At 62.0% G+C, this 25,891-nt stretch carries 29 protein-coding genes; 15 read left to right on the top strand and 14 right to left on the bottom strand.

Annotation, left to right across the window (positions count from 1 at the left end):
* Nucleotides 1–13 precede the first annotated feature (13 nt).
* The 8 genes from X265_RS29385 (at nt 14) to X265_RS29350 (ending at nt 8,930) form a co-directional block, all read left to right on the top strand.
* Nucleotides 14–1,711 carry a methyl-accepting chemotaxis protein gene (locus X265_RS29385; protein ID WP_128968000.1) on the top strand — a complete coding sequence of 566 codons (1,698 nt, stop codon included), beginning with the start codon at nt 14–16 and terminating at the stop codon, nt 1,709–1,711.
* A 34-nt stretch (nt 1,712–1,745) separates the two neighbouring features.
* Nucleotides 1,746–2,228: a chemotaxis protein CheW gene (locus tag X265_RS29380; RefSeq protein ID WP_128969459.1), complete on the top strand. Its 483-nt coding sequence runs from the start codon at nt 1,746–1,748 to the stop codon at nt 2,226–2,228.
* A 61-nt stretch (nt 2,229–2,289) separates the two neighbouring features.
* Nucleotides 2,290–4,095 carry a methyl-accepting chemotaxis protein gene (locus tag X265_RS29375; protein ID WP_128967999.1) on the top strand — a complete coding sequence of 602 codons (1,806 nt, stop codon included), beginning with the start codon at nt 2,290–2,292 and terminating at the stop codon, nt 4,093–4,095.
* Between the two features lie 156 nt (nt 4,096–4,251).
* The gene (locus X265_RS29370; RefSeq protein WP_128967998.1) at nt 4,252–5,085 is read left to right on the top strand and encodes a CheR family methyltransferase; all 834 of its coding nucleotides are present in this window, start codon (nt 4,252–4,254) and stop codon (nt 5,083–5,085) included.
* Between the two features lie 17 nt (nt 5,086–5,102).
* Nucleotides 5,103–6,191: a protein-glutamate methylesterase/protein-glutamine glutaminase gene (locus X265_RS29365; RefSeq protein WP_128967997.1), complete on the top strand. Its 1,089-nt coding sequence runs from the start codon at nt 5,103–5,105 to the stop codon at nt 6,189–6,191.
* 5 nt (nt 6,192–6,196) lie between these two features.
* Entirely contained in the window at nt 6,197–7,918 is a 1,722-nt protein-coding gene (locus X265_RS29360) for a chemotaxis protein (protein ID WP_128967996.1), read from the top strand.
* A 149-nt stretch (nt 7,919–8,067) separates the two neighbouring features.
* The gene (locus X265_RS29355; protein ID WP_128967995.1) at nt 8,068–8,514 is read left to right on the top strand and encodes a hypothetical protein; all 447 of its coding nucleotides are present in this window, start codon (nt 8,068–8,070) and stop codon (nt 8,512–8,514) included.
* A 125-nt stretch (nt 8,515–8,639) separates the two neighbouring features.
* Nucleotides 8,640–8,930, top strand: a complete 291-nt coding sequence (locus X265_RS29350; protein WP_128967994.1) for a hypothetical protein — start codon at nt 8,640–8,642, stop codon at nt 8,928–8,930.
* A 54-nt stretch (nt 8,931–8,984) separates the two neighbouring features.
* On the opposite strand, the gene X265_RS29345 is transcribed toward X265_RS29350, so the two are convergent.
* The 3 genes from X265_RS29345 to X265_RS40760 all read right to left on the bottom strand — a co-directional run bounded on the left by X265_RS29345 (nt 8,985) and on the right by X265_RS40760 (nt 10,133).
* Nucleotides 8,985–9,350 carry a VanZ family protein gene (locus X265_RS29345; protein ID WP_128967993.1) on the bottom strand — a complete coding sequence of 122 codons (366 nt, stop codon included), beginning with the start codon at nt 9,348–9,350 and terminating at the stop codon, nt 8,985–8,987.
* Nucleotides 9,351–9,490: 140 nt separating this feature from the next.
* Complete coding sequence (locus X265_RS29340; protein WP_128967992.1) at nt 9,491–9,742, bottom strand: hypothetical protein; 252 nt, start codon at nt 9,740–9,742, stop codon at nt 9,491–9,493.
* Between the two features lie 217 nt (nt 9,743–9,959).
* Nucleotides 9,960–10,133: a hypothetical protein gene (locus tag X265_RS40760; RefSeq protein WP_164938847.1), complete on the bottom strand. Its 174-nt coding sequence runs from the start codon at nt 10,131–10,133 to the stop codon at nt 9,960–9,962.
* Between the two features lie 342 nt (nt 10,134–10,475).
* Between X265_RS40760 and X265_RS29335 the strand changes: the two genes are divergently transcribed.
* From X265_RS29335 to X265_RS29330, 3 genes are all read left to right on the top strand, one after another.
* Nucleotides 10,476–10,685, top strand: a complete 210-nt coding sequence (locus X265_RS29335) for a hypothetical protein (RefSeq protein WP_128967991.1) — start codon at nt 10,476–10,478, stop codon at nt 10,683–10,685.
* Between the two features lie 33 nt (nt 10,686–10,718).
* Nucleotides 10,719–10,874, top strand: coding sequence for a hypothetical protein (locus tag X265_RS40755; protein WP_164938846.1), 156 nt, complete (start codon nt 10,719–10,721; stop codon nt 10,872–10,874).
* Nucleotides 10,875–11,017: 143 nt separating this feature from the next.
* Nucleotides 11,018–11,392: a hypothetical protein gene (locus X265_RS29330; protein WP_308421709.1), complete on the top strand. Its 375-nt coding sequence runs from the start codon at nt 11,018–11,020 to the stop codon at nt 11,390–11,392.
* Here X265_RS29330 and X265_RS29325 read toward each other — a convergent pair.
* From X265_RS29325 to rfbA, 3 genes are all read right to left on the bottom strand, one after another.
* Nucleotides 11,389–11,595 carry a hypothetical protein gene (locus tag X265_RS29325; RefSeq protein ID WP_128967990.1) on the bottom strand — a complete coding sequence of 69 codons (207 nt, stop codon included), beginning with the start codon at nt 11,593–11,595 and terminating at the stop codon, nt 11,389–11,391. The genes X265_RS29330 and X265_RS29325 overlap by 4 nt on opposite strands.
* 90 nt (nt 11,596–11,685) lie before the next feature.
* On the bottom strand, nt 11,686–12,750 hold the full coding sequence (gene rfbB, locus X265_RS29320) for a dTDP-glucose 4,6-dehydratase (protein WP_128967989.1): 1,065 nt from the start codon (nt 12,748–12,750) through the stop codon (nt 11,686–11,688).
* Nucleotides 12,751–12,762: 12 nt separating this feature from the next.
* A complete protein-coding gene (gene rfbA / locus X265_RS29315) occupies nt 12,763–13,641 on the bottom strand; it encodes a glucose-1-phosphate thymidylyltransferase RfbA (protein WP_128967988.1) in 879 nt (292 codons plus the stop codon).
* A gap of 85 nt (nt 13,642–13,726) precedes the next feature.
* Between rfbA and rfbC the strand changes: the two genes are divergently transcribed.
* From rfbC to X265_RS29300, 3 genes are all read left to right on the top strand, one after another.
* On the top strand, nt 13,727–14,281 hold the full coding sequence (gene rfbC / locus X265_RS29310) for a dTDP-4-dehydrorhamnose 3,5-epimerase (RefSeq protein ID WP_128967987.1): 555 nt from the start codon (nt 13,727–13,729) through the stop codon (nt 14,279–14,281).
* Between the two features lies 1 nt (nt 14,282).
* Nucleotides 14,283–15,179: a dTDP-4-dehydrorhamnose reductase gene (gene rfbD / locus X265_RS29305; protein WP_128967986.1), complete on the top strand. Its 897-nt coding sequence runs from the start codon at nt 14,283–14,285 to the stop codon at nt 15,177–15,179.
* 109 nt (nt 15,180–15,288) lie between these two features.
* On the top strand, nt 15,289–15,711 hold the full coding sequence (locus X265_RS29300; RefSeq protein ID WP_128967985.1) for a hypothetical protein: 423 nt from the start codon (nt 15,289–15,291) through the stop codon (nt 15,709–15,711).
* A gap of 15 nt (nt 15,712–15,726) precedes the next feature.
* On the opposite strand, the gene X265_RS29295 is transcribed toward X265_RS29300, so the two are convergent.
* Nucleotides 15,727–16,461, bottom strand: a complete 735-nt coding sequence (locus X265_RS29295) for a metallophosphoesterase family protein (protein ID WP_128967984.1) — start codon at nt 16,459–16,461, stop codon at nt 15,727–15,729.
* 171 nt (nt 16,462–16,632) lie between these two features.
* The gene (locus X265_RS29290; protein WP_128967983.1) at nt 16,633–16,911 is read right to left on the bottom strand and encodes a hypothetical protein; all 279 of its coding nucleotides are present in this window, start codon (nt 16,909–16,911) and stop codon (nt 16,633–16,635) included.
* A 341-nt stretch (nt 16,912–17,252) separates the two neighbouring features.
* Here X265_RS29290 and X265_RS29285 point away from each other — a divergent pair, with 341 nt between their 5' ends.
* A complete protein-coding gene (locus X265_RS29285) occupies nt 17,253–18,677 on the top strand; it encodes an undecaprenyl-phosphate glucose phosphotransferase (protein WP_128967982.1) in 1,425 nt (474 codons plus the stop codon).
* A gap of 99 nt (nt 18,678–18,776) precedes the next feature.
* On the opposite strand, the gene X265_RS29280 is transcribed toward X265_RS29285, so the two are convergent.
* The 6 genes from X265_RS29280 to X265_RS29255 all read right to left on the bottom strand — a co-directional run bounded on the left by X265_RS29280 (nt 18,777) and on the right by X265_RS29255 (nt 25,520).
* Entirely contained in the window at nt 18,777–19,493 is a 717-nt protein-coding gene (locus X265_RS29280; protein ID WP_244659420.1) for a hypothetical protein, read from the bottom strand.
* Nucleotides 19,494–19,545: 52 nt separating this feature from the next.
* The gene (locus tag X265_RS29275; protein ID WP_128967980.1) at nt 19,546–21,795 is read right to left on the bottom strand and encodes a polysaccharide biosynthesis tyrosine autokinase; all 2,250 of its coding nucleotides are present in this window, start codon (nt 21,793–21,795) and stop codon (nt 19,546–19,548) included.
* A 27-nt stretch (nt 21,796–21,822) separates the two neighbouring features.
* Complete coding sequence (locus tag X265_RS29270) at nt 21,823–22,440, bottom strand: hypothetical protein (RefSeq protein ID WP_128967979.1); 618 nt, start codon at nt 22,438–22,440, stop codon at nt 21,823–21,825.
* Nucleotides 22,441–22,663: 223 nt separating this feature from the next.
* Nucleotides 22,664–23,347: a transglutaminase-like cysteine peptidase gene (locus X265_RS29265; protein ID WP_244659419.1), complete on the bottom strand. Its 684-nt coding sequence runs from the start codon at nt 23,345–23,347 to the stop codon at nt 22,664–22,666.
* A 115-nt stretch (nt 23,348–23,462) separates the two neighbouring features.
* On the bottom strand, nt 23,463–24,089 hold the full coding sequence (locus X265_RS29260; RefSeq protein ID WP_128967978.1) for a hypothetical protein: 627 nt from the start codon (nt 24,087–24,089) through the stop codon (nt 23,463–23,465).
* A gap of 75 nt (nt 24,090–24,164) precedes the next feature.
* Nucleotides 24,165–25,520, bottom strand: coding sequence for an O-antigen ligase family protein (locus tag X265_RS29255; RefSeq protein ID WP_128967977.1), 1,356 nt, complete (start codon nt 25,518–25,520; stop codon nt 24,165–24,167).
* Nucleotides 25,521–25,891: the final 371 nt, after the last annotated feature.

Below are 25,891 nucleotides of genomic sequence, written 5' to 3'. Positions count from 1 at the left end.
GCAGGGGCTGAAGATGAGATTTACGGTCAAGGCAAAGCTGGCCAGCGCGTTCGGTCTGGTCATCGTGCTGTCCATGGTTGCCGGCGGCGTCGCTTATATGAAGCTCGGCGAAATGATGGCGACTGCCGACAGCATGGTCCTGCGCGCCAAGCGCATGGAAAAGGCCACGGAAATCGAGAAGACGATCCTGCTTCAGCTCCGGGCGGAGAAGAACGCCATTCTGGGCAACGACGCCGAGGCCCAACAATTCGCCGCCGACGCCGCCAAGCGCCGCGAAGACGCACTGAAGACCCGGGATGAAGTCTATGCCCTCGCCAGCGAAGCGGGCAAGAAGCTGCTCGACGGCTTCTCGACGGTATACGGCAAGATGAATGCCTACCAGGAGGAGACGATCCACCTGGCCAGGACCGACAAGGCGAAAGCGACCGAGCGCTCGATGAACGAGGGCCGCAAGGTCGTCGCGGACGCGCTCGAAGCGATGGGCGCCTATGTACAAAACACCAAGAAGCAGATGGCCGATCAGGCCGTTCAGTCGAAGGAAGAAGGTCACCAGGCGCAGCTTCTGTTGATGACCCTGATCGGCATCTCGCTTGCGGCTGCGATCGCCGCGGCGCTCTGGATCTCGATCTCGATCAGCCGGGCGCTCGGACGCGCCGTCGGTCTCGCTGGTGCAGTCGCGGGCGGCGACCTCAGCCAGACGATCAATATTACCAGCAACGATGAGGTCGGTGATCTCGTCAAGTCGCTGAACGGCATGGTCGGCAAGCTCCGGCAGATCGTCGCCGAGGCGCTGACGGCCGCTCAGAACGTCTCGGCCGGCAGCCAGGAACTCTCCGCAAGCGCCGAGCAGCTGTCGCAGGGCGCCACCGAACAGGCCTCGTCCGCGGAGGAGGCGTCCTCGTCGATGGAGGAAATGGCCTCCAACGTGAAGCAGAACGCCGACAACGCCAACCAGACCGAGAAGATTGCGGCGCAGTCGGCCAAGGATGCGGAGGCCAGCGGTGTCGCCGTCGGCCGAGCCGTCCAGGCGATGCAGACCATCGCCGAGAAAATCACCATCGTGCAGGAGATCGCGCGCCAGACCGATCTGCTCGCCCTGAATGCCGCAGTCGAGGCCGCCCGCGCGGGCGAGCACGGCAAAGGCTTCGCGGTGGTCGCCTCCGAAGTGCGCAAGCTGGCCGAGCGCAGCCAGGCCGCGGCCGCCGACATTGGGACGCTGTCGAGCGAGACCGTGAAGGTCGCACAGGACGCCGGCAGCATGCTGTCGAAGCTGGTGCCCGACATCAAGAAGACGGCCGAACTCGTCCAGGAGATCACGGCGGCGTGCCGCGAGCAGGACGTCGGTTCGGCCCAGATCAACCAGGCGATCCAGCAGCTCGACAAGGTCGGCCAGCAGAACGCCAGCGCGTCCGAGCAGGTGTCCTCGACCTCGGAGGAACTCGCCTCTCAGGCCGAGCAACTCCAATCGACGATCTCGTTCTTCCGGATCGAGCAAGCCGGCCGTGGCGAGAGCGCTGCGTCCGCGCCGATCGACCGTGCAGTCACCCAGCTCCGCAACAAGGCGGGACAGATGCAGGCGGCGGACCGTGGTGCGAAAAAGCCCGCGGCCGCGCGCAAGCCCGCGCGGGCGCTGAAGGCTGCCGGCGGCGGCGGCTTTGCCTTCGACATGGACGACAGCGAAGATGACCGCGACGCCGAGTTCCAACGCTGAGCACCGTTTAACCCATCTGACTCCGGACTTAGCAATGGCCGCAACCTCTCAATATCTGACGCTCGGGCTCGCCGGCGAGATCTTCGGCATCAGTATTCGCAATGTCCGCGAGATCCTCGACATGCGGCCGATCTCGCGGCTTCCGCACGCGCCGGGCTTCCTGCTCGGGATGATCGACGTGCGGGGCTCGGGTTATCCGATCGTCGACCTCAGGACCAAGCTCGGGTTGCCAAGCGTGGCGGCGACAGAGGCGACCCGCATCATCATTCTCGATGTACCGATGAAGGACCGTCTGGTCGGCGTCGGTTTCGTCGCCGATTGCGTGTTCGAAGTGACCGATATCGATGAGCAGGCGATTGAACCTGTGCCCGATGTGGGCGGTCAATGGCAGTCCGATTATGCCGCCGGAATCGGTCGGAAGGGCGAGAAGTTCGTCGTTATCTTCGATCTGGCCAAGCTGATGGCCCACGACGAGATACCGGAAGGTCGCGGCGCCGATGCATCGCGCGCCGCCTGAGTTCACTAGAGTAACGCGTGGTCAGGCTTAAGCAAACCCAATTCGAAACAACGAGATTACGATGAGATTTACTGTCAAAGCCAAGCTCGCGAGTGCCTTCGGCATCGTCATACTGCTCTCCATGGTCGCCGGCGGCGTTGCCTATCTGAAGCTCAACGACACGGTGAGCACCACTGGACACTTGTCCGCCCGGGCGGCCCGCCTCGCGAAAGTCGCGGAACTTCAGGAGAGCGTACTGCTCCAGGTGCGGGCCGAGAAGAATACGATTCTGGCGGCGACCGAGGCTGAGCAAAACAACTTCATTAGCCAGATCGGGCAGCTTCGTGAACGCGCCCAAAAGGTCAAGGACGAAGCCTATGTCGGTGCAAGTGAAGCCGGCAAGAAGATGATCGATGCGTTCGCGTCGGCCTACGCTCATTCAAATACGGTGCAGGACGAAACGCTCAGGATGGCCAAGCAGGACAAAGCGAAGGCAGCCGAGCACTCAATGAAAGAGGGTCTTGGGGCCACGACGCCCGCGCTGAACGCTGCAAACGACTACATCAATTATGTGAAGAAGCAGATGGCCGAGGAGAGCGAAGCGGCCAAGGTCGAAGGCAGCCAGGCGATCACCACCTTGCTCGCTCTCGTTGCTGCGTCGCTTGTCATTGCCGTCGTCGCCGCGATCTGGATTGCACTCAACATCAGCCGCTCTCTGACTCAGGCCGTCGGCCTGGCGGATGCGGTCGCCATTGGCGATCTCAGTCACAAGATCGAAGCGTCCAGCAACGACGAGATCGGCGATCTCTTGAAGTCGCTGAACGCGATGACGGTCAACTTGAACAAGACGGCCGCGGTTGCCAATGCGATCGCGCAGGGCAATCTCACCATCGAGGCCAAGCCGCTATCCGACAAGGACACGCTCGGTCTCGCGCTCGAGCGCATGGTCGAGAAGCTCCGGCAGATCGTGTCGGAAGCTCTCACCGCGGCGCAGAACGTCTCGGCAGGCAGCCAGGAGCTCTCGGCCAGTGCCGAGCAGCTCTCGCAGGGTGCGACCGAGCAGGCCTCGTCCGCAGAGGAAGCCTCTTCCTCGATGGAGGAGATGGCTTCCAATGTGAAGCAGAACGCCGACAACGCCAACCAGACCGAGAAGATCGCGGCGCAGTCCGCCAAGGATGCGGAAGCAAGCGGTGCGGCGGTGGGGCGTGCCGTCAATGCGATGCAGACCATCGCCGAGAAGATCACCATCGTGCAGGAGATCGCGCGGCAGACCGACCTGCTCGCGCTCAACGCGGCGGTCGAAGCCGCGCGTGCCGGCGAGCATGGCAAGGGCTTTGCCGTGGTGGCGTCCGAGGTCCGCAAGCTGGCCGAGCGCAGCCAAGCTGCCGCTGCCGAGATCGGCACGCTTTCAGGCGAAACCGTTAAGGTCGCGCAGGAAGCCGGCGCCATGCTGGCCAAGCTCGTCCCCGATATCAAGAAGACCGCAGAGCTGGTCGAGGAGATCACAGCGGCCTGCCGTGAGCAGGACGTCGGCTCGGCCCAGATCAACCAGGCAATCCAGCAGCTCGACAAGGTCGGCCAGCAGAACGCCAGCGCCTCCGAGCAGGTGTCCTCGACTTCGGAAGAGCTGGCCTCGCAGGCCGAGCAGCTCCAGGCGACGATCGCCTATTTCCGCATCGAGCAGGGCGGAAAGGATCAGGCGGCGGCGCCGATCGACCGGGCGGTGAGCCAGTTGCGCGCCAAGGCGGCGCACATGGCGGCGGCGGAACGTCCGGCCAAGAAGGCGCAGTCCAAGCCGGCACGGGCGATGAAGGCGGCCGGCGGCGGTGGCTTTGCCTTCGAGTTGAACGATCACGAGGATGATCGGGACGCCGACTTCCAGCGCTAGGAGTTTACGGATCGGCCTGGCCGGTTCGGCCAAGCCGATCCGTCTTCGGCTACAGTAGACGTGTAGGAAGCAATATGGTCGGTATGACCCGATATTCAGTGCAAGCGGTCGTTCCGGCCCGAGGCAGGCAGCTATGATGCCTGCCGTTCAGGATATATGGCCGTGCATCTGTCGGACCGTCATTTCCGCACCATCGCCGAATTGATTGAAGGTCAGGTCGGAATCAAGCTGCCGCAAGGCAAGCGATTGATGCTGGAGGGACGCCTGCACAAGCGCGTGCGTGCGCTCAATTTCTCGGACCTCAACGAATATGTCGAGAATCTGTTCGAGGCAGATCATTTCGATCACGAACTCACCCATCTCATCGATGTGGTGACCACCAACAAGACCGATTTCTTCCGCGAGCCACAGCATTTCGAATTCATGCGGGAGGTTGCCGTCCCGGAGCTGCTCAAGTCGCACAAGCGCAGGAGCGCGAATCTGAAGGTCTGGAGCTCGGCAAGCTCGACCGGTATGGAAGCCTATACCGCGGCCATGGTGCTGGACGACATGACGCGGAGCGGGTCGCGGTTTGAGTTCCGCATCCTCGGCACCGACATCTCGACCGCGGTGCTGCGCCTCGCCAAGACGGCGATCTACACCCGCGACGTGCTCGCCCCGGTGCCGGAGCAATTCGTCAAGAGGTACTTCCTGTCGTCGCGTGACAAATCGCGCGGCGAGGTGCGGGTGGTGCCGGAATTGCGGCGCATGACGCATTTCATGCGGATGAACCTCATGGATTCGTCTTATCCGGTCGACCGGGACGTCGACATGATCTTTTGCCGCAACGTGCTGATCTATTTCGACAAGCCGACGCAGCGAAAGGTGGTGGAGCAACTCTGCAATCATCTGCGGCCGGGAGGATACCTGCTGGTCGGGCACTCGGAATCCATGATTCACAGCGCCGTTCCGGGTCTGAAGCAAGTTCAGCCAACCATCTTCCAGGTCTGATTGGGGGCGCGCTCGAGATGCCCAAGGAAAAGGTTCGCGTGCTGATCGTGGATGATTCGGCGTCGGTCCGCCAAATCCTTCAGACGATACTCAATGAGGATCCCGAGATCGAGGTGATGGGGACGGCGTCCGATCCGTTCGTCGCGGCGAAGCGTCTGCAGGACGAAATCCCCGATGTCATGATCCTCGACCTCGAGATGCCGCGCATGGACGGCATGACGTTCCTGCGCAAGATCATGGCGCAGCATCCGATCCCGGTGATCATCTGCTCCTCGCTCACCGAGGAAGGCTCGAACGTGATGTTCGAGGCGTTCGAGGCGGGCGCCGTCGACATCGTGCCGAAGCCGAAGATCGATACGCGGCAGGCGCTGCTCGAATGCTCGACACGGCTGCGCGAATCCGTGAAGTCGGCCGCGCGCGCGCGCGTGCGGCCGCGCGCCGAGCGGAGGGTGATCGAGAAGAAGCTGACGGCCGACGCCATCATCCCGCCGCCGGTGCAGGGCAAGGTTCGGCCGACGACGGAGCGCATCGTGTGCATCGGGGCATCGACCGGGGGCACGGAAGCGCTCAACGACGTTCTCGAAATGCTGCCGGCGAACTGTCCGCCCATTCTGATCGTCCAGCACATGCCGGCGGGCTTCACGGCTGCTTTCGCCAAGCGTCTCGACAGCATTTGCCAGATCCGCGTGAAGGAGGCGGAGGATCGTGAGCCAGTGTTGCCGGGCTGCGCGTACATCGCGCCGGGCGCCCGGCACATGCTGCTCCAGCGCATCGGTCTGCGCTATCAGGTCGCGATCAAGGATGGCCCGCCGGTGTCGCGGCATCGTCCCTCGGTCGACGTGCTGTTCCGCTCCGCGGCCCAGCATGCCGGCGCCAACGCGCTCGGGGTCATCATGACGGGCATGGGCGACGATGGCGCGCGCGGCATGCTGGAGATGCGCAAGCTCGGCGCCTCGACCCGGGCGCAGGACGAGGAAAGCTGCGTGGTGTTCGGCATGCCCAAGGAAGCCATCGCGCATGGTGGCGTCGAGAAGGTGGTCGCGCTGCACCAGATTCCGCGCGAGATCATGCACTGGTACCAAGCCGGGCACGTGGCGGCTGGCTGATCCGGATGGCTGCCACTCCCACCAGCATGTTGACTGATGCGATCGCCGCGGTCGAGGACGTCTCGTCGCGCATCGAGGACGTGTTTGCGCGCGTCGGCAACGAGCTCGGTCGCGGACACATCATCTTCAAGGAGCTGAATCAGGGCCTTGCGTCTCTGTCCGGCGAACTCTCCGGCGCCGAGATCGAGGGAGCCGCAACTGCGCTGCAGGAGATCGCGGCGCGGCTCGGCGAGCTGGCGCGCGCGCTGCCGGCCGAGAGTGCGCTGCTCGCGGTGATTGGCAAAAACACGACGGAGGCGTCTGCGCTGCTGAAGCCGCTGTTCAAGCACATCCAGATGATCACCATCATCGCGCGCAGCGCGCGGATCGAGGCGGCCTCGCTCGACGGCGATCGTGAGGGCTTTCTCGCCTTCACCCAGGAGGCCTACGATCTCGGCAAGGCCGTGCAAGGCTCGATCGAGGTTTGTGCGCGGGATCAGCAGCGTTTGTCGGAGGCGGTGGCCACTGCATCCGGCCGGCAGAAGGAGTTCGAGAGCCGCTACGGCGATCAGCTGGCCGCGGAGAGTTCCGAACTCGGCGCCGCCTATTCCGGCCTGCGCGACCAGCGCAGCAAGAGCAGTCATCTCGCCGACCTCGCCAGCGGCAGCACGCGGAAGATTGCCGAGGCGGTTGGCGGCGCGATCATTTCCTTGCAGGCCGGCGACAGCACGCGGCAACGCCTGGAACATGTCTGCCACGGCCTGCGCCTTTCGTCCGGCTCGGAGCCGAGCCTCGTTCCGGCGCCGCTCCCATGCGAAGACGGCGTGCATGCGATCGTGCGGCTGCAGGCGGCCCAGCTCAGGGACGCCCAGCGGGAGTTCGGCGGCGACATCGGCCAGATCATCCGGGCGTTGTCGGATATCCTCAATGATGCAGGCAAAGTCGTCGGTCACGGTCGCTCGCTGTTTGGCGGCGAGAACGGCTCCTCGTCATCGTTCCTGACCCGCATCAAACAGACGCTGGCCCACGCCTCGACCCTGATCGCCACCTGCGAGAGCGCCGGCCGGTCCGTCGACGAGGCGCTGGCGGTCGTCGAGGATACGCTGACGAAATTCCGGCAAGCTATTGCGGGCCTGGCCGAAGCCACGGTCGATATCACGCTGATAGGAATGAACGCGGGCCTCAAGGCGAGCCATCTCGGCAGCCGCGGCAGCGCTTTCGTCGTCATTGCCAACGAGCTCAAGGCGACCGCCGACCAGGTCTCGGTCGGCGCCGGACGGTTGCGGCCCGTCCTTGATGGCATCGAGCGCTCCGCCAAGGAATTAAAGGAGCTCCGTGTCCAGGGCGATCCCACTCAGCTCGCCAACCTCGAGCCGCAGATCCTCCAGGCGCTGCGCGAGGTCGAGACCGGCAATGTACGGCTCGGCAAGCTGATGAGCCGGCTCGTCGACGAAGGCGCCGAATTCGAAGGCCTGTTGAATTCGGCGCAAGGCCTGATGAGCTCGCTCGGTGAGAGCTCCGCCACGTTGCCGGCCGTCGCTGCGCGGCTCGAGGCCGCAAGCGCAGGCACGCATCGACCGCGGCCGCAGGACGAGGCGCTGCTCGACGATCTCTTCGCGCGCTATACGATGGAGCGCGAGCGCGACGTCCACCGGGATTATCTGCAGTCCCTCGGGCTTGCGTCCACCGCTGCCGCACGCCGCGTCGAGGTGATCGAGCCGGCCGATGACGGCATAGAACTGTTTTAGTTCGCCGCCGAAGTGGTCCATTCAGCGCCGGCAATTTGACGGATCGGCTTTGCACGGCGTTAACCGTTGCGAAATGCGCGGCGCATCGGTCATTGTCGCGCCCCAGAGTTGGTCGCAAATACGTGTGAAATTTGCGACGGACATTCTTCATGCTGAGAGACGGCAAATACGCGGCCTGGTTCAGGATTCCGTACGCTCAGGGCACCGGCCTTGTGGAATTGGTCGATGGGCGGATCTCGGGCAGCGACAGCTTCTTCACCTATGGCGGCTCCTATCACGTCGATCAGCAGCGCTTCACGGCCGTCCTCACCGTGAAGCGGCATACCGCGGGCAGTCCGAGCGTATTCGGTCCCGATGAGGTCGAGGTCGATCTGACCGGTACAAGCGGCGGCGCGATGGCGACATGCTCGGGAACGGCGAGGCAAGCGCCCGAAATCAACTTCGAGGCGACGCTGATCTACAGCCAGGACGAAGTCGTTCCGGCCGACGCCAAATGCGCGATCGTGCGACTCAACGTCGACAAACTGCCCAAGGGGCTCGACGGCCGGTCGCGGCCGCGGCCTCCGATCACGCCCTCCAGGCTTCCCCCGTCCTGATCGTCGCGCGTCTTAGCTTTGCGTTGACGTTGTTGTCGCGAAAGGATGTGGCGACCGCAGTGCGGCAAGATTGCTTTTAGATGTGAAATCTAGGTTGAGGCTCATAACAAAAGGCGGACAGGGACATGCCTCAGATCTGGATGACATATGACGAATTGGCTGCGCTCAACGGCTGTAGTGCTGCGGAAGCAAGGGCACAGGCGCTGCAGCTGTCGCTCGATCGCCGCAAGAGCCGCGATGGAAACACCCGCGTCAAGCTGAATGCCGCCTTGATGGCGCGGTTCTACGAGACCCTTCGTGAGACCGAGTTCGATCTCGACCATGCGATCACGGCTCTCCGCGAAACCCATCGGTTGATGTCCGGGGTCGTGGTCACCAATCCGGACAGCCAGCTGCGCGGTCAGATGGCGAGGTAGGCAGCCGGAGCAATCCGGGCATCGCCTCGACGAAGCGAACGGGCGCGGCTCGGGTCAGGACGGCGCCCTTGGAAGAAACGCCAGAATTGTCTGGGCGAGAATGACTCCGACAGTGCCGCCGGCCCCCTTTTGCAGCACGTCCATGAATCCCGGATCGCGGTCGGGTATTAACGCCTGCAGCAGCTCGAGTCCGATCGCGACGGCGACCACGAGGGCGCAAGCCAGCCTCAGGCGTCCCGGCAGCAGGAACGAAAGCAGGAAACCGAGCAGGCAATAGGCGCTGAAGCGCTCGATGATGACGACCCAGTAGGCCTCGGCATGGCCAAGGAGCACCGGTCGTCCCGCCAACGTGGCAAGCGTGGCATAGACGATGAGACCGAGGCAGATCGCCGCTGCTGCGATGACATGGTTCCGGCGCATCGCGGCATCATAGCCGTTCGGCCGCAGTGCCGCTCCCGAAAGCCGAGAATATCGTTAAGACTCGCAGATTCCGGTCGCTGCGTGCCGGCACAGAGCTTGGAACGGGTGCGACCGGCATGTGCCGTCGCCAGGCCCGAGCTTCAACGACGATTGTAGGACCAGCCCTTGTCGACATTTGTGGGGTAGCGCGCCGCGAAGTACGGATTCTTCAGGCAGTTGCGCGCCGGATCATAGATCCAGTCGGCGCATTCGTGAAAATTCAGGAATCTGCAGTCGAAGCCAAATGCGCACCACGGTGCTCCGTTCGGAAATCCGAACCGCACAGGAACCTGCGCTGAGGCCATCGAGGACAAACTCAGAAACAATGTTACGGTGAGGGCGCGGGACAACATGTGCAATCCTCCAACAGACCATGAAGCTGACCGCGCGGCCGTTCTCCGCGAGACGGGGACAGCGTCCAGTCTTCGTCGCCGGTCAGTCTAACATCGGAGCGTGGGGAGATCGAGGGCGCTGAAGCGTCCCGATGCGCCGCATTGCGGCTGACATCCGCCTCTGGTGGCAGGAGGCGCATAGGTCCGCGCACTGTCGCGGGAGACCTTGCGAGCTGCCTTAGCTCTTCTTGGTGGCGCGGGACTTCAGTGAGAGGCCGAGCCGCAGGGCCATGCGCTTGATCGCGTCCGTCGAGCGACCGAGCTGCCTTGCCGCTTCTTCGATTGACGTCGAAGATTTGGCCAGCTCCATGAGCCGGCGGTCTTCCTTGAACGACCAGGGCTTCCGCGCCATAACCGAAATGATCCTCTCGCATTGTCACAACAGCAAAGCCGTCCAGCGGACCCATGTCGCTCGACGGCTTTGCTTGGGTGGGGCCGGGTCTTTTGGGGAAGCCGGTGCGGAGATGGATAAGCGATCAGCGAGACTTCGCAACAAACAACGCGGATTAAGCTAACCGCTCAACCTTAACGCGACGAAATCGGCGCCCAGCGCTCCGTACAAGTCCGGAGTTTCTCGAGATCGAGCCGATCCGCGCTGATCGCGATCCTCCGCTCGCCCCAACGCCACGTTGGGTCGGCGCAGGGCGGCCCCTCGATTGCGCCGAGGCCGCTCGCGGGATCTTCGCGTCAAGCAATGCGATATTTTCTCGCAAGAGTTGCAATCTCTCGAATCAAATCGGGCATCCGCGCGATGGCATCGTCGGAAAAATTGTTCCGTCGCTCGATGCTGCATGCAATGCCGATTCAAAATGCGTTGAAGATCGATGTCCGTAAGGGCGCGAATGAGCGGCGACTGCTTCTCGACTTCATTCGTCACGAGATCGTCGAATTCGTTCGGCTATGATCCGGCGAACGATACGAATAGAAGAAGATCGACATGCTTGAAAAAACACTGTCAGAAAAGCCTCTAGCAAAGATGAGAGAGCGGGCGTTCGAAGGTGTCTTTATCGGGGTTGCGCTGATCGCAATGATGGGGTGGGCGTATTTCGTCATCCTGTTGGCAGTCAAATTCTTCTTTTGGCTGGTTGGGTGATGCGAGCGATTACGAAGCACGCACGCTGCTGCCCAAAAATTCCCGTCGGTGACGACAAAATCAGCGGCCACCATCACGATCTCGACACAACTCGAAGCTGAGATCGTTGCACCAAATCGAGACGGTCGACAGGAGAACTCGCGGTGGCAGCGGTTCAATTGCCTCTGCTGCGCGTGTTTGAATGGGATCTGCGATCGGGCGCCCCGTCGAAACCAAAAAGAGGTTCGGCCATGACTGGTTTCAAGGACAACAATGCGCCGCGGCGGTACTTTGTCGATGCGGTCGGCAAGCGCGTTCTGATCGGTCTTACGCCCGAGGAGACCTTCGAGTTCGAGCGGCTCGACAGTGAACCGGAGGGCGGTCGAACTCGGGCAATGCGGGGCGAGCACGATGGCCGGCCTGCTCCCGGCGAGGAACGCTGGCTGGAGTTATATGCCAAGCACGAAGGTGCGTGGAAAGTCTGGATGACGCAGAGCCGTGTCGCTCGGCCCGATTTCGCGTCTACGGCAGAAGCCTAGGTCCACTCTTCGAAGCCAGGCGGCGCAGGAAAGAGTTTCGCCAGCATATCCAGCCCCATTCCGCGCGCCTTCACATCCAGGGCATGCCGGGCGATGACGTGCCTGAACTTCCATTCTGGGCCGGAAAATTGATCCGCGTCCCAGATCTGCGGCTTGGGACGTCCGTCCAGGCCGCGAATCCAGACGAAGAAGAGTTCGTCCATCCGCTTGCTTATCTCTGTTGCGGTTCGAGGCGGCCGGCTGGGCGCCAATGTCTGGCCGGACGACAGGACCGCGAGCGGCCGATCGATCCCCTATCCCAAGCCGATGCGCTTCTGCTGATAGCCGCGATCGAGAATGGCTAGCCACCATTGCTTGTTGTCGAAGAACCAGCGAACCGTTTTGGCGAGACCGCTTTCGAAATTCTCGTCAGCGCGCCATCCGAGCTCGCGCTCGAGTTTCGAAGCATCGATGGCATAGCGGCGATCGTGACCGGGACGGTCGGCGACGAATGAGATCAGGCCGCGCCGGGAACCCGCTGCGCGCGGCGACATCTGGTCGAGCAGATCGCAAATGCTCTCCACGACGTGCAGGTTGGTGCGCTCGTTCCGTCCGCCGACATTGTACGTCTCGCCGATCGCACCGCGCTCGAGCACCAGTGCGAGCGCCTTGGCATGATCCTCGACGTAGAGCCAGTCGCGGATGTTCTGACCGTCGCCGTAAACCGGCAGCGGCTCTCCGGCGAGGCCCTTGATGATGATGTGGGGAATGAGCTTCTCGGGAAAGTGATAGGGCCCGTAATTGTTCGAGCAGTTCGTCACCATCGTCGGAAGGTCGTAGGTCTCACGCCAGGCGCGGACCAGATGGTCGGACGACGCCTTGCTCGCCGAATAGGGCGAATTCGGTGAATAGGGAGTGGTCTCGGTGAAATATCCGTCCTTGCCGAGCGAGCCGAACACCTCGTCGGTAGAGATGTGGAGGAAGCGGAATTGCGCGCGCCCGTCCGGGCTCAACGTCCTCCAGTATCGCAGCGCTTCCTGCAGCAGCGTGAAGGTACCGACGATGTTGGTCTGGATGAATTCGCCGGGACCATCGATCGAACGATCGACATGGCTTTCTGCCGCGAGGTTCATCACGGCGGCGGGCTGGTATTTCTCGAACAGCTTGCGAAGAGAGGCCGCCTCGCAAATGCATTGCTTCTCGAATGCATAACGCGGATTTGTCCCGGCGTCGGGGATCGACTCGAGATTGGCGGCATAGGTCAGCTTGTCGATGTTGACGACGCGCGCCTGGGTGTCGCGGAGAAGATGACGCACGACTGCGGAGCCGATGAAACCCGCACCGCCCGTGACGAAGATCGTGGAGCCTTTGAAGCGCATGGATGATCTGCCTCAGTCGTGTGCGAAAGAACGGGCCACCGATTGCAGATACTGGCCGTAGCTGCTCTTGGCGGTCTTCTCGGCGACCTTCGCGAAGGCTTCGAGAGAGATGTAACCGCGCCGCAAGGCGATTTCCTCGGGGCAGGCGATACGCAGTCCCTGGCGCTGTTCCAGGATCTGCACGAAATGACTGGCTTCGACCAACGAGGCGTGCGTGCCGGTGTCGAGCCAGGCGAAGCCGCGTCCAAGCACTTCGACGAACAGATCGCCGCGGGCAAGATACGCATTGTTGACGTCGGTGATTTCGATCTCGCCTCGCGCCGAGGGTTTGATCTCGGCTGCGATGTCGACGACGCTGTTGTCGTAGAAATAAAGGCCGGTCACGGCCACGTTCGACTTCGGCTGTTTGGGTTTTTCCTCGATCGAGCGCGCGCGCCCGTCAGCACCGAGTTCGACCACGCCGTATTGTTCGGGCGAGTTGACGACATAGCCGAAGATCGTGGCGCCGCTCTTGCGTGCCGCAGCCTTGGCAAGCATCTCCGGAAGCCCGTGGCCGTAGAAGATGTTGTCTCCGAGAACCAGGGCGACGGAATCCGATCCCACGAATTCGCGGCCAACGATGAATGCGTCGGCAAGACCGCGAGGAGTTTCCTGGGTGGCGTAAGAGAAGTTGACGCCGATCTCGGCTCCATCGCCGAGCAAGCGCTGGAACAGCGGCTTGTCCTGCGGCGTCGAGATGACGAGAATGTCGCGAATACCAGCGAGCATCAATGTCGAGAGCGGATAGTAGATCATCGGTTTGTCAAAAACCGGGAGCAATTGCTTCGACACAACTGTCGTGACGGGATAAAGGCGCGAGCCAGTTCCGCCAGCGAGTATGATTCCCTTCATCGGTCCCTCTGGTTTACCAACCTTTAAATATCAGATAGTGTGCGCTGCACAAGATCGTTGTGTACGCGGAGCTGAAGTCGCTGGAATGAACGTTATCAAGACAGATCTGCCCGAAGTTTTGATCATCGAGCCGAAGCTCTTCGGTGATCAACGCGGCTTTTTCTTGGAGACCTATCAATTCGAGCGTTACGCGCAGAGCGGGGTTGCGCAGCCGTTCGTTCAGGACAATCTGTCACGCTCGCGACATGGAGTGTTGCGCGGGCTGCACCTCCAAAATCCTTTCACGCAGGGCAAGCTGGTCTCGGCGCTGCGCGGCCGTGTGTTGGATGTTGCTGTCGATGTTCGCATCGGCAGCCCAAATTTTGGGCGTCATGTTGCTGTCGAATTGAGTGAGGACAATCGCCGGCAATTGTGGGTTCCTCGCGGCTTCGCGCATGGCTTTGCGGTTCTCTCCGAGACCGCTGACTTCTTCTATAAATGCGACGCGCTCTACAGCCCGAAGGACGAGATCTCCATTCGCTGGAACGACCCGGCGATCGGCATCGAGTGGGGTCTCGCGGCGCCGTCGCTGTCGCCCAAGGATGCTGACGCTCCCTTGCTCGCGGATGTGAAGAATCTCCCACGTTACGGGGAGATCTGAGATGAGAGTTCTGCTGACCGGCTCTGCGGGACAGGTGGGCCGAGCTCTGCTTCCGCTGCTTCGCGAGCGGGCCGATGTCATTTCGCCGTTGCGAGACCAGTTCGACCTGTCGCGACCGGACGAGCTTGCGGGCAAGCTTGAATCGATCAAGCCGGATCTGATCGTCAATCCCGCAGCTTATACCGCCGTCGATCGGGCGGAAGACGAGCGAGAACTCGCTTTTCGGATCAACGCGGAGGCTCCGCGTGCGATCGCCCAATGGGCCGCACCGCGCGGCGTGCCGTTGATACACTTCTCGACCGATTATGTTTTCGACGGCTCCGGTGATCGTCCCTGGCGCGAAGACAGCACGCCGGGTCCGCTCTCGGTCTATGGCCAAAGCAAGCTCGCCGGGGACCTTGCCATTGCCGAGGCGGGTGCCTTGCATGTGATCGCGCGCACGTCATGGGTGTACGCCGCGTCAGGTGCGAATTTTCTCAAGACCATCGTGCGGCTCGCCGGAGAGCGCGAGCAATTGCGGATCGTCGCCGACCAGATCGGTGCGCCGACGACAGCGAGCACGATTTCGCAAGCGATTGTTGCAATGCTGCCGTTGGGTGGCGATGGCCTCCGCAAGACGTTCGAGCAGCGAGGCGGCGTCGTCAATCTGGTCTGCGCGGGCGAGACCAGCTGGCACGGCTTTGCGACTGCGATCGTTGTCGGGTTGCAATCGCGGGGCGTCAAACTCGCCGTGAAGGAAATCGTTCCAATCCGTTCGGACGAATTTCCGGTCAAGGCGAAGCGGCCGTCCAATTCCCGTCTCGATCTGACGCTGCTGCGTGAGCGCTTCGGCATTGCGCCGCCGGACTGGCAGCAGGCGCTTGATCGGGAGTTGGATATTTTCCAGGCGACGATCTGAACGGTGGTTCACAAGGCGGAGCCGGAGCGCAATGTTCCGCGGCCTTTAAGCTTTGTTAACCATCCCAGGCCCATTTTCCGGCCTGGCGCCTCGAACCGGAAATGCACGCATGTTTCAGCTCTTCTTGCGGGCCCGCACTCCCAATTTCCTGAAAGACCGTTTCGGGGGAGAGCAGACATTTCGCGCGCGTTCGCCCGAGCGTGATGCGGAGACTGATCGCACGCGCATTGAAGCCATCATGGCTGCGATCGAGAACGCGCTGCAGGCCGCGGAGCGGGAGCAATCCGGCTTGAACCGCCGCGTGGAAGACGTGTTGGCGCGCGCAGCCGTAACCATCGGCAACGGCGATGACGAGTATCTCGAGCGCGAGGCGCTGGATAATCATCACCAGGACCTGTTCGACAAGGAAATCCTGAACGGCCAGCGCAGGCTCAAGGAGCTCACGGCCTCGATCGCTCATTTCAAGTTCCTGAAGGCGGCGATGCTCAGTCGGTTCCCGGAATATCGGCCGCCGGCGAGCCAGACCAACTGAGGCGCCCACGCGTCGCTAGATCGCGAGCATGCTGTTGCCCTGAATCGACAGCAGCGTCAGGTTGCCGGTGGCATAGGCTCCGGTATCGATATTGGCGCGGTTTTCGAGCAGCTCGGCCTGGCGCACCGGCGTATGGCCGTGCACGACATATTTCCCGAAGCGCTTCTTGCTCTGGAGAAATTCGTCCCTAATCCACAGCAGATCCTGCTCTCGCTGCTCGGACAGCGGGATTCCGGGACGAACGCCCGCATGCACGAAGAAGAAGTCGCCGCACGTGAATGTGGGCCGCAATTGGCGCAGGAACGCGATGTGCTGTGGCGGCATCGCAGACGTGAGCTCGCGGACGAGATCGAACTGCTCGTCGTTGCTGAGATCCGGCGCCGCCGAGATTCCGTAGGACATCAGGGTCTGGAGGCCACCGAACTGAAACCAGTCGGCGGTCCGCGAGGGATCGTCCAGCACCGAGTTGAAATAGGCCTCGTGATTGCCCTTGAGAAAGACTGTGTTGCGGCGGCGGCTGCGGCTGATCAGGAGGTCCAGCGTGCGACGCGAGTCCGGCCCGCGATCGATGTAGTCACCGAGAAAGACCTCGATCGCACGATAGGGGCGACTGTTCGCCATGTCGGCATCGATGACGGCGAACATCTGCTCGAGCAGATGCGCGCAGCCGTGGATGTCGCTGAGGGCGTAGATGCGTACGCCGTTCGGCAGCTTCGGCCGGAGCGGATTTTGAGTCGCGGTCATGACCATGAGGTGCAACTCTTTCAGAGTGCTTCGCCCGGGATGTCAATATGCTATTGACGAAATCAGGCGGCCACGAGCCGCTTTTTTCTCCCACTCGCGTGATGTGAATGTTCATTCGCGTGCCTGTTCGATCAACCGTGGTTGATGAAGCGCTGGTCCGACACGCGCCGGCGAGGCTCAGCCGAAGCTGCGGCTGTCGAATGATGGCGCGGCCGGTTCGCGATAATCTGTCGCACGTGTGCGGATGAGAAGCGCGCCACAGAAATAGCCGAGCTGGAGCGCCGTCGAAAACGCCAGGATCAAGCCGAGAATATGAGCTGATCCATGGCATTGCCAGGCTGAAACCAATCCCAGCACGGTCGCACCGAGAACTACCGCCGGAGGCAGAATAAAGATTCGGAAGCGGCCTCCCAGCAACGATCCGATCAGCAAAGCAAAAGCGATTACGGTACTCACGACACAGCTCCCAAACCGAATTGATTGGTAATGGGGCCGGACTAATGGCGACTTAAGCAACAGGGTTGAATATCCGTTCAAATGCACGCGACCTGATGCGCGGAAATAACGCGCATGACGCGAAAGGCGGCGCAATGCTCGGCGAAATGTCAGCGTTATGACGGTGATTTGAGCATTCATGCACCAGGTATTGCGTTGCAGAAAAATCGATTTGATTTTTTCACTGCAGTGCCGCAATGTTGCTTTGTTTAGTTAAGAGATTGCCCGCGACGCATCGCAAATTTGAATCGACTGCTTGCAATTGTCCGATTGCGAGTGCGTGACGTGGCAGCGAGGTTCGGATGGCTGTAGCAACTTATGGTTCGGAAAATTATTACCCGGTTGTATCGAACCGTCGCGGTGCTCTCCAACGGCCTCTCCAGATCGCTCTGATCGGGGGCGACTTCCTTGCACTCCTGCTGAGCTACTTCGCGGCGAGCGGCCTGTATCGCCTGCTCCTCGCGGAGCAGGATTCATCTGTGGGTGCGGGCCTCGTGGTCAGCGCGGTGTTCGTGACGATCGCGTACTTCCAAGGGGTCTACGATCACCATCGTCTGCTGAATACGGTCTGGCAGCTCCGCAAGGCGCTCGCGATCTGGGTCGTCTCTCTGACGATTCTTGCAGTCGAAGCATTCCTGCTCAAATCGTCGGCGGATCTGTCGCGTGGAACCACGCTGCTGTTTGCCGCGACAGGCGGCGTTGCTCTGGGCGGGCTCCGGGTGCTTTGGCGCACCGCCCTGAACTCGAGCTATGCCAGAGGTCGCCTGGTTGACAGGAAAGTCGTTCTCCTCAGCCTCAAGCCCCTCGACTTCACGTCGAGCCGCTTCAAGGATCTGCGCAAGCACGGCTTTAACGTCGTGCGGCATTTCGTCCTCGACTCGTCCGAACACGGCGCGGGTTGGGATCACGAGATTCGCGATGTGGTGCGCCAGGCACGGGCCGCGGACGTGGAAGAATATCTCCTCGTCATCGACTGGGACGAAATGCCTCTGCTCCAGAAGCTGAGCCAGCACCTGCGCGTTGTTCCCCAGCCGATCCGCCTCCTGCCGGACTTCCCGATCGCTGATCTGGTCTCACGTCCGTTCCAGCCCGTCAGCGGCACGGTTGCGATCGAGATCCAGCGTGCGCCGCTCACCGTGTTCGAGCGGGCGCAGAAGCGCTGCCTCGATATCGGCCTCGCCTCGTTCGCCCTGCTGCTGCTGGCTCCGCTGCTGGTGACGGCCGCGATCATGATCAAGCTGGATTCGATCGGCAGCGTGATCTTCAGGCAGTCCCGGCGCGGCTTCAATGGCAAGCCGTTCGAGATCTGGAAGTTCCGCACCATGACGGTTGCAGAGAACGGTCATGTCGTTACCCAAGCGACGAAGAGCGATGCGAGGGTCACGCGGGTCGGCCGCGTGTTGCGGCGGACCAGTATCGACGAGTTGCCGCAACTGTGGAACGTGCTGCGTGGCGAGATGTCGCTGGTGGGACCGCGGCCGCATGCGCTCGCACATGACAACTATTATGACCAGCTCATCAGCAATTATGTGTATCGGCATCACATGAAGCCGGGTCTGACCGGTTGGGCTCAGGTCAACGGCTTCCGCGGCGAGACGCCGACGATCGACCTGATGGAGAAGCGGGTCGAGTACGATGTCTGGTACGTCAGCAACTGGAGCATCTGGCTCGATATCAGGATCATCCTGAAGACCGCGCTGGCGCTCATCCACCAGGAAGCCTACTGAGCGCGCGGGGATCCGCCACTCGGGCTTGTCTGGTCCCCGGATCAAATCGGCATGTGAATCAACCGAACGCATCGCCCGGCGTTCGTTTTCGATTCACTCTCAATTGTCGAGCAGATAGCGCGGACGATCGTCCGGCGGATAGCACCGGTGCTGGATCCTGCCGCCGGCAGCTCGAACCAGATACCAGAACGCCATCCTCTCCCGTTCCGACAGGTCGCAGGTCGCATCCAGCAGCCTGCTGCGGGCGGATGCCGGAGACTGGACGAAGAGGGCGGCCGCGCTGCCGAACAGACGGTCGTGGAACACGTCGTTGAAATCCTGGACCGCGCCGTCCGTCAGCTCCGGCGGCAGGGCCTGGAAAGCCCGAAAAGCGAGCGGCAAGCGCATCAGCTGCAGCCAGAGTTCGTGCGGCGCCAGGCGGTAGGATTGGCCGAGAAGCGCAAGGGTTCTTGCTGTCATCCCCTCCTGGCGGACGGCGGACCAGAATGCCCCCAAATATCCGAGCGACTCGGTTGGCGCGCACGCCAGCAGGCTTCTGCTCATCCGCTGTACGGCATCGACATCCGAATCCGCCTGCGCCAGATCGGTGCCGCGGACGGTCATGTCGGCGGCCGACAATTGCAGGACGAGCAGTTCCCGAAGCGCCTTGGGATCGCATTGGCGCTGAGCCGCGGGCAGGTTCGCCTGGACGATCTGCCTCAGCAGCGGGGCGTCGTAGCTTTCGCCGGCGGCAATCTGCCCGGCCACGCGCGACACGCTGAGGTCGGTCAGATTGGGGAGGACCGAGGCCGCCCAGGTGAGAGCGGACGCGCCCAACAGAAAGCTGGCGCCTCGCGCCAGCCATTGCCAGGCGCGAGATGCGCCTTTTCTAGGCGCCCTCGACATAATAGGCGTTGTAGTGCGAGCCTTTGTAACCCTCGATGCGCTTCAGCATCTTCGGGTTCGCACCGTTGAGCACGGCGCCCACTACCTTCTTCTGGATGCCTTCGGAGCTCGACATCGATTCCTGCAGGGCGGTGCGGGTCGTCCGGCCCCATTCGATGACGTAGACGAACGCGTCCATGAGATGGCTGATGGCCTTGGCATCGGTGACGGGCATCACCGGCGCCAGATCGATGACGATGTAATCGTACTCGTTTCGCAGCAACGCCAGCAGATCCGCCATCGCCTTCGAGGCCATGATGTCGGCCGAGTTCACCATGCGCGAAACGGCGAACGAGGGCAGGAAATCCAGCCCGGTCTCCGCGCTGCGCCTGATGTGGTGTCCGACCGACTGCGGATCCTTGAGAGCCTCGAGCAATCCGCTCTTGGCCGTCGGGTCGAGCTCCTTGGTCAGCGAACGCGTGTGAAGATCGCCGTCGATCAGCAGCACGCGCTTTCCGGTGAACGCGGTCAGGTGCGCGAAGTTGGCCGAAACCGTGGTTTTCCCTTCCTTCGGAAGCGAGGACACGATGCCGATGATCTTCACCTCGCGGGACAGGCGGGCGAGATCGATAGAGACCTTGATGTTGCGCATGGTCTCGGCATAGCGCGAGAAGGGATGATCGATCACGTAGCGGGACAGCTGGGCGCTTGCCTCGAGCTGCGCGCCATCAGGCGATCGCAGCGCGCGGATCCGCGGCGAGCCCATCGGCTTCGTGCCGATCGACGGAAGCACCCCGAGACATTTGACGCCGATCTCGTCCTCGACTTCGCTCGAGGACCGCAGCACGTCGCTCAGCATCTCCCGGGCAAAGGCGGCTCCAAGGCCGAAGCAAAGGCCGCCGAACAGGGCGCCGATCAGGGAGAGCACCGTCTTGGGCGAGCTCTTGCGGTCCGGCTTCACGGCGGTGCTGATGATGCGCGACTCGCTGATCGGGAAGCTCTGGTTCTGCATTGCCTGCTGCTGCTTCTCAAGGAAGCTGTTGTACAGGTTGCGGTAGGTGTCGGCCGCGCTCTCGAGGTCACGCAGCTTCACCTGAGCCTGTCCGGTGTTGCCGGCCTGGCTGACCAGATTCTTGAGGTTTTGCTCCAGCGACGTCTCGCGGCTCTTCGCGATTTCGTAGTCGCTGCGATAGGCGTCGCCGATGCGCTTGACTTCGTCCGCGATCGACTTGCGGAGCTCCTCCATGCGATTGGCGAGATTGACCGACGCCTGATGGGTCTTGCCATACTTGGCCGACCAATCGGCATATTGCGCCGAAAGATCGAGATATTGCGCCCGCAGCCGGGTGATCACCGGGTTGTTGAGCGCGTCGGTGACGGTCGGTTGGGAAAGGTCCTTGTCGGTGATCCCGTCGATGCGGTCCAGGCGTGCCTTGGCCTCGGCGGTGGCAGCGCGCGCCTGGATGAGCTGGGTGTTCACGTCCGTGAGCTGCTGCTCGTTCATCAGCCCGCGGCTGGTGCCGACGATGTTGTTCTGGCTCTTGAAGGTCTGCACGGCGCGGTCGCTGGCGGTCGCCTGCTCGCGCAGCTCGGCGCTGCGCTGCTGCAGCCATTCGCTGGCGCGCTTGGTGGATTGGTACTTCGCGTCGAGGGCGCCGACGATATAGGCATCAGCGATCTCGTTGGCGATCCGGGCTGCCTTGTCGGCGTCCCTGGAACGGAAGCTGGCCGACAGGACGTATGTCGACAGCAGGCGTTCGACCTTGAGGTTGTTCTCGACCGCGGCGACGGTGCCGCGTTCGATGCGTTCCTTCGACGCAGGCCCGTCCGATCCGAACAGGCTGATCACCTTGCCGATGATCGCGGGAAGCAGGCCGGGATCCGAACCGTTGAACTCAGGATCCTCCGTCAGATTCATGCGGCGGACGACGGAGCGGATCAGATCGTCGGAGGTGATGATCTCGACCTGGCTATCGACGAAGCCGGGGTCGATCAGCGCGTTGGCTGTGCCGTTGTCCTTGTCGAGCACCTGCGTCTGGCGGGTATCCATCAGGATACGGGTGTTCGCCGTGTACATCGGCGTCGCCGTCAGCAGATAGACCAGGCAGATCGCCACGGCGGCGCCGACCACGCCCGCAATGACGGGCCACTGCCGACGCAGAATCCCGATGATGCGCTCGATGCTGAGCGTGGCTCCCGCCAATTCTAGAGCGGTCCGCTCCTGAACGTGAAACTGCTCTCTGGGCTGATACATCTGAATGTTCATCGACCTGACGTGAGATTATTGGGGGAGTGGCGCAGGAATGAACGGATCGCTGATTTCCGTACTCCATTCGCCAGTCATGAGGCTGCTCGCCGCGCCGGAGGGCTTCTTCGCTGACGGTGTTTGCGCGCTTCCGGTGGTCTGGCCGGCCACTGAATTCGGATCGAATTCGACGGACTCAAGCTCCGCCGAGTAACCGGAGCTCACCGCCGAATCTGCCAGCTTTTGGACGAACTGGCTGATCTTCTGTGCAGTTTCAGGCTTGCGGGGCACGCAGATCAGCTGGGCTCGGCGCAGTGCCATGCCAATTGCGGCGCGCTCGACGTTGGACGACTCGCTGATGAGGTCGCGCACCGAGGGCAGGATGGATATATCGGTGACGAGATAGGCGGCGAGGCGGCCCGTGAGCTTGCTGCGATCGGTGCGAACGTCGCGCAGCAGGGACGCGGGCTCGGACTGGAAGGCTTGCACGACAGTCACGGGGACCCGATCGGATTGCTCGACGCATTGCGCTTCGCAGCGACCCGCGGCGCACACCGCAATCAGCAACGCCAAGCCGATGGCAGCTTGGGCGCTGAGGCTGCGGTCTACAAATCGTTGTCGTAGGGACAGGGGCAAACCACTCATCGCGTTCATTCAAATCGCCGCAAGGCTTCGCTCAAACCAGTGTCGCGCTTAACTATGTCAAATCCTTGTGCGGTGCAAAATATAGTTCGAAACCACGGTAATTCATAACGAATTTAGTAAGGCGCGAGTGCGGCACTGTGCACAAATATAACGCAACGCCCGCGGCAAAATCCACGGGCGTTGATGCACGTCAAGTCTGTTGGGGGCGATGAGGGCGCGGGCCCTCAATTGATCAGAGCGAAGAGCCCGCCACCTGCGCGAAGCGCTTCTCGCGAAGCTGCCGCCCGTGATCGCCGATGTTCACCCAGAAGCGAGGATCGGTGCTTGATTGCATCGAGATCCACTCATAGCCCAGCGCGTTCCAGGGGCGAACGCTCGAGGACAAATTGTCCAGGACTACGTCGCCATCCGAAAGCCGCGCAACCAACACGAGATGACCTTGTCCGCCGTCGATCCGCACAACTGCAAGACGCAGGGCGGCCTGCGGCCATCCCATTGCGATCAATTGGTGCCGCTTGGTGACCGCGTAGTCGTTGCAGTCGCCGGCCGCTGGAGCAACCGTCCAGTTTGCGGCGATCGGATCCGTCGGCTTGCGCATCGGTGCGATGGCCTGATTGACCGACATGTTCACTTGCCGAAGCATTGCCATGGCGGCGTCGGCGGGCGGCAGACTGCGCGCGCTAGCATCGGCGCGGCATTCCGCGACGTTATTCATGCAGAATTTGACGAAGTTCATCGGCGCAAGCGCATTGTCGAATTCCTGGATGAACGACGCTTCGGCCGGACGCTGTTTGGTATCCGACTCGGCTCTCGCCGTGGTGCTGGCACACGCGATCACGGCTGCGAGCAACGGCGCGTACAACAGTTTCATCTTATCCCCCGTTATCCGTCCTTCTTGACGCAACAGGTCTCGCACAGAGATTTTAGAGACGGGTTCCCCGAATCTCTAAAATTGAACGCAAATACCCGGCCACGCTCCTGCGTGGCCGGCTTTGGTTAATCAATCCGTTTAGGTTGATATCGTTCCCTGACTAGCGCGACGGGCTAGTGGTGGTCAGCGAGGACGTTCCGGTCGAGGCCGCAAACAAGGTGTTCGTCTGGGCGACCGGGCTCGCTCCAGAGGTGAACGAAGGCGGGGAGGGCGAATTGATCGACCCGCCGCCGCGCTGATCTGCCGTCGTGCCTTGTCCGCCGCCCGCAGTCGTGTCGCCGTTCGCGGCTGCGCCGACGATCGCCTCGGTCGGAATATCGCCGGTGATGCTCGTGAAGGACTGGATCAGCCCGGGATTTTCGGTCTTCAACGCGACCGTCTGGATTTCCTGGGCAAACTGCGGCTGCGTCAGCACGCAAACTGCGGCAGCGGTGCCCATTCCCGCGCCAACCGCGCGGCCCTGGTCGTCCGAGCTCGCCTTGGCGAGCGAGATCATGCCCTCCAGCGTTTCAGGCCGGTTGGTCAGGAGATCCCGGACCTGAGAGGCGAGGCCGCCCTGACCGTCTTTGAACTGGTTCAGGAGAGCCTCAGGCTTGTCGAGGAACTCGATCGCCCGTTCAGAGCTCACCGCGCTGGGATTTGGAACGCAGCCGGGCTGGGCCGCAAAAGCCGATGTCGCTGCTGTCATCGCAAGCAAGGTGGCCCCGAGCACCACGGCTTTATGCATTCGACTCCCCAATGGCGTAATCATGAAAATTTGCAAGCAAGTTTGTCTCAACATATTGGCAAAGCCGCAACCACGCTACTTTTTTTGCTCCGACGAGGACCTGGATTGTGCCAGCCCGCAGCCGGTGATGGCCGCAAAGAACACGCCGAAGCCGGGGATCTGCAACGAAAAATCAATGCTCGTATGCAGGAAGCCCAGCGTCGCCACACTTGCGCCGATAATCGGTATGTAGCGGTCGCGCCGCCGATGCAAGCTTCCGTTTAACAACTGGTAAAGATACCAGAGACATGTGGCCATAATCAAACACGCGGCCGGGATGCCGAGCTCAACCGCAAGCTCGAGCGGTGTGCTGTGCGCGCGATCCCACACCCCGAGGCTGCCCAGCGTGTCAGGCCTGTAGGCCGGAAAGGCGCTCTCGAAGTTTCCGTACCCGATCCCGAGCCACGGGTGCTGCTGGATCATCGTCAGTATGGTTCGGTACATCGTGAACCGCTGTTCATCGACCAGGCCGTAGGTCAAAATTCGTCCCGCCACAGCACCGCCGACGAGCTGAAACAGAAAGAGCAGCGCGACGGCTGTCCCGGCAAGCCATCCCCAGCGGCGAAATTTGCCGACGCGCAGCGGCGCAAAGAACAGCGCGGTCATCAGAAAAACGGTCAGGATCAGCAGCAAAAGCCCCGCGCGCGAACCCGTCATGGCCGTCGCCACCAGGCAAACGACGAAGCCGCCGCCCAGTGCAAATGGCGAGCCGAGATAATGGGCAATCAGTGCCGTCATCTGCCGCGAGGGCGGTCGGTCCGGCCGATCCTGACGATAGATAAAGCGCAATAACGGTGCGAGAAACAGCAGCGCGCAGGTTGCGAAGAATGTGGCAGCCGTGTTTCTGTTGACGAACGTGCCCGTGACGAAGCCGAGATAGGCTTCCTTGCGACGGAACAGAAGCGTGGTCGGGTCGCCAATTCCGGCCAGGATGGCGTAGAGCGCGTAGCCGAGGCCCGCCCAGGTGAGAAGTCGCAGCAGCTGCCGCGCATCCTCTGCGTTCGTCGCGATATAGGCAGCACGCGTGAAGGCAAGCGCGAACAGCAGCGGATAGCCGAAGGCGAGCCAGGGACCGTTCGCCGTGACGGAGATGCGATCGGGGAGATCTCCGCCCGTCACGTCTCGCGCCGCCGCCCATGCTGGATCGGCCTGGTAAAAGGCTGGATTCGGCCATAACTGCATTGTGATCACCGCCGCAACGACGACAAGAACGGCGAGCAACGGCGACAATAAGCGGAAATCGTCGACGGTGGCGCTGCGCAGATCGGCAGTCACAAGGCTGAACGAGAGCAGCACAGTCCAGATGCAGATCCACACCGTCTCGGCAGAGCCGAAGGGGAGCGGGGCCAACACGAACACGCCGATCGCCGCAAAACGCGAAGTCTTGTACAATATCAACTCCTGAGGAGTCGCGCCGCGACTCCGCAATCCACTTCCTTAAAGCTCTATGTCCTTTTGCCACATTCGTGCCGGATGAATAGGCTAGTTGCGCTGCTTCACGAACATGCAGGGTGCACAAGATCAGGGCCCCGGGCATCTTGACAAGCCAGCTGCGTCGCAGACGGCGCGTTCCTCGAAGCGCGCGACGGCTTGTCCTTCTTCAACGCTGACGGGCACGTCGCCTGCGGCAAATTAGCCGTCGTGCCGCCTCTTCCGAGAGGCACGACTCCTCCAATCGAAATGCATGCGACGGGTGCCGGGCGAACATTGTATTCGCGTCGAATGCTCAGTAGAGATGTTGCACTGCAAAGTGCAAGGAAATG

It is taken from the genome of Bradyrhizobium guangdongense (assembly GCF_004114975.1).
GTDB lineage: Bacteria > Pseudomonadota > Alphaproteobacteria > Rhizobiales > Xanthobacteraceae > Bradyrhizobium > Bradyrhizobium guangdongense.
Note: the sequence above shows the minus strand (reverse complement) of the source record. Positions and strands in the feature narration are given on the sequence as shown.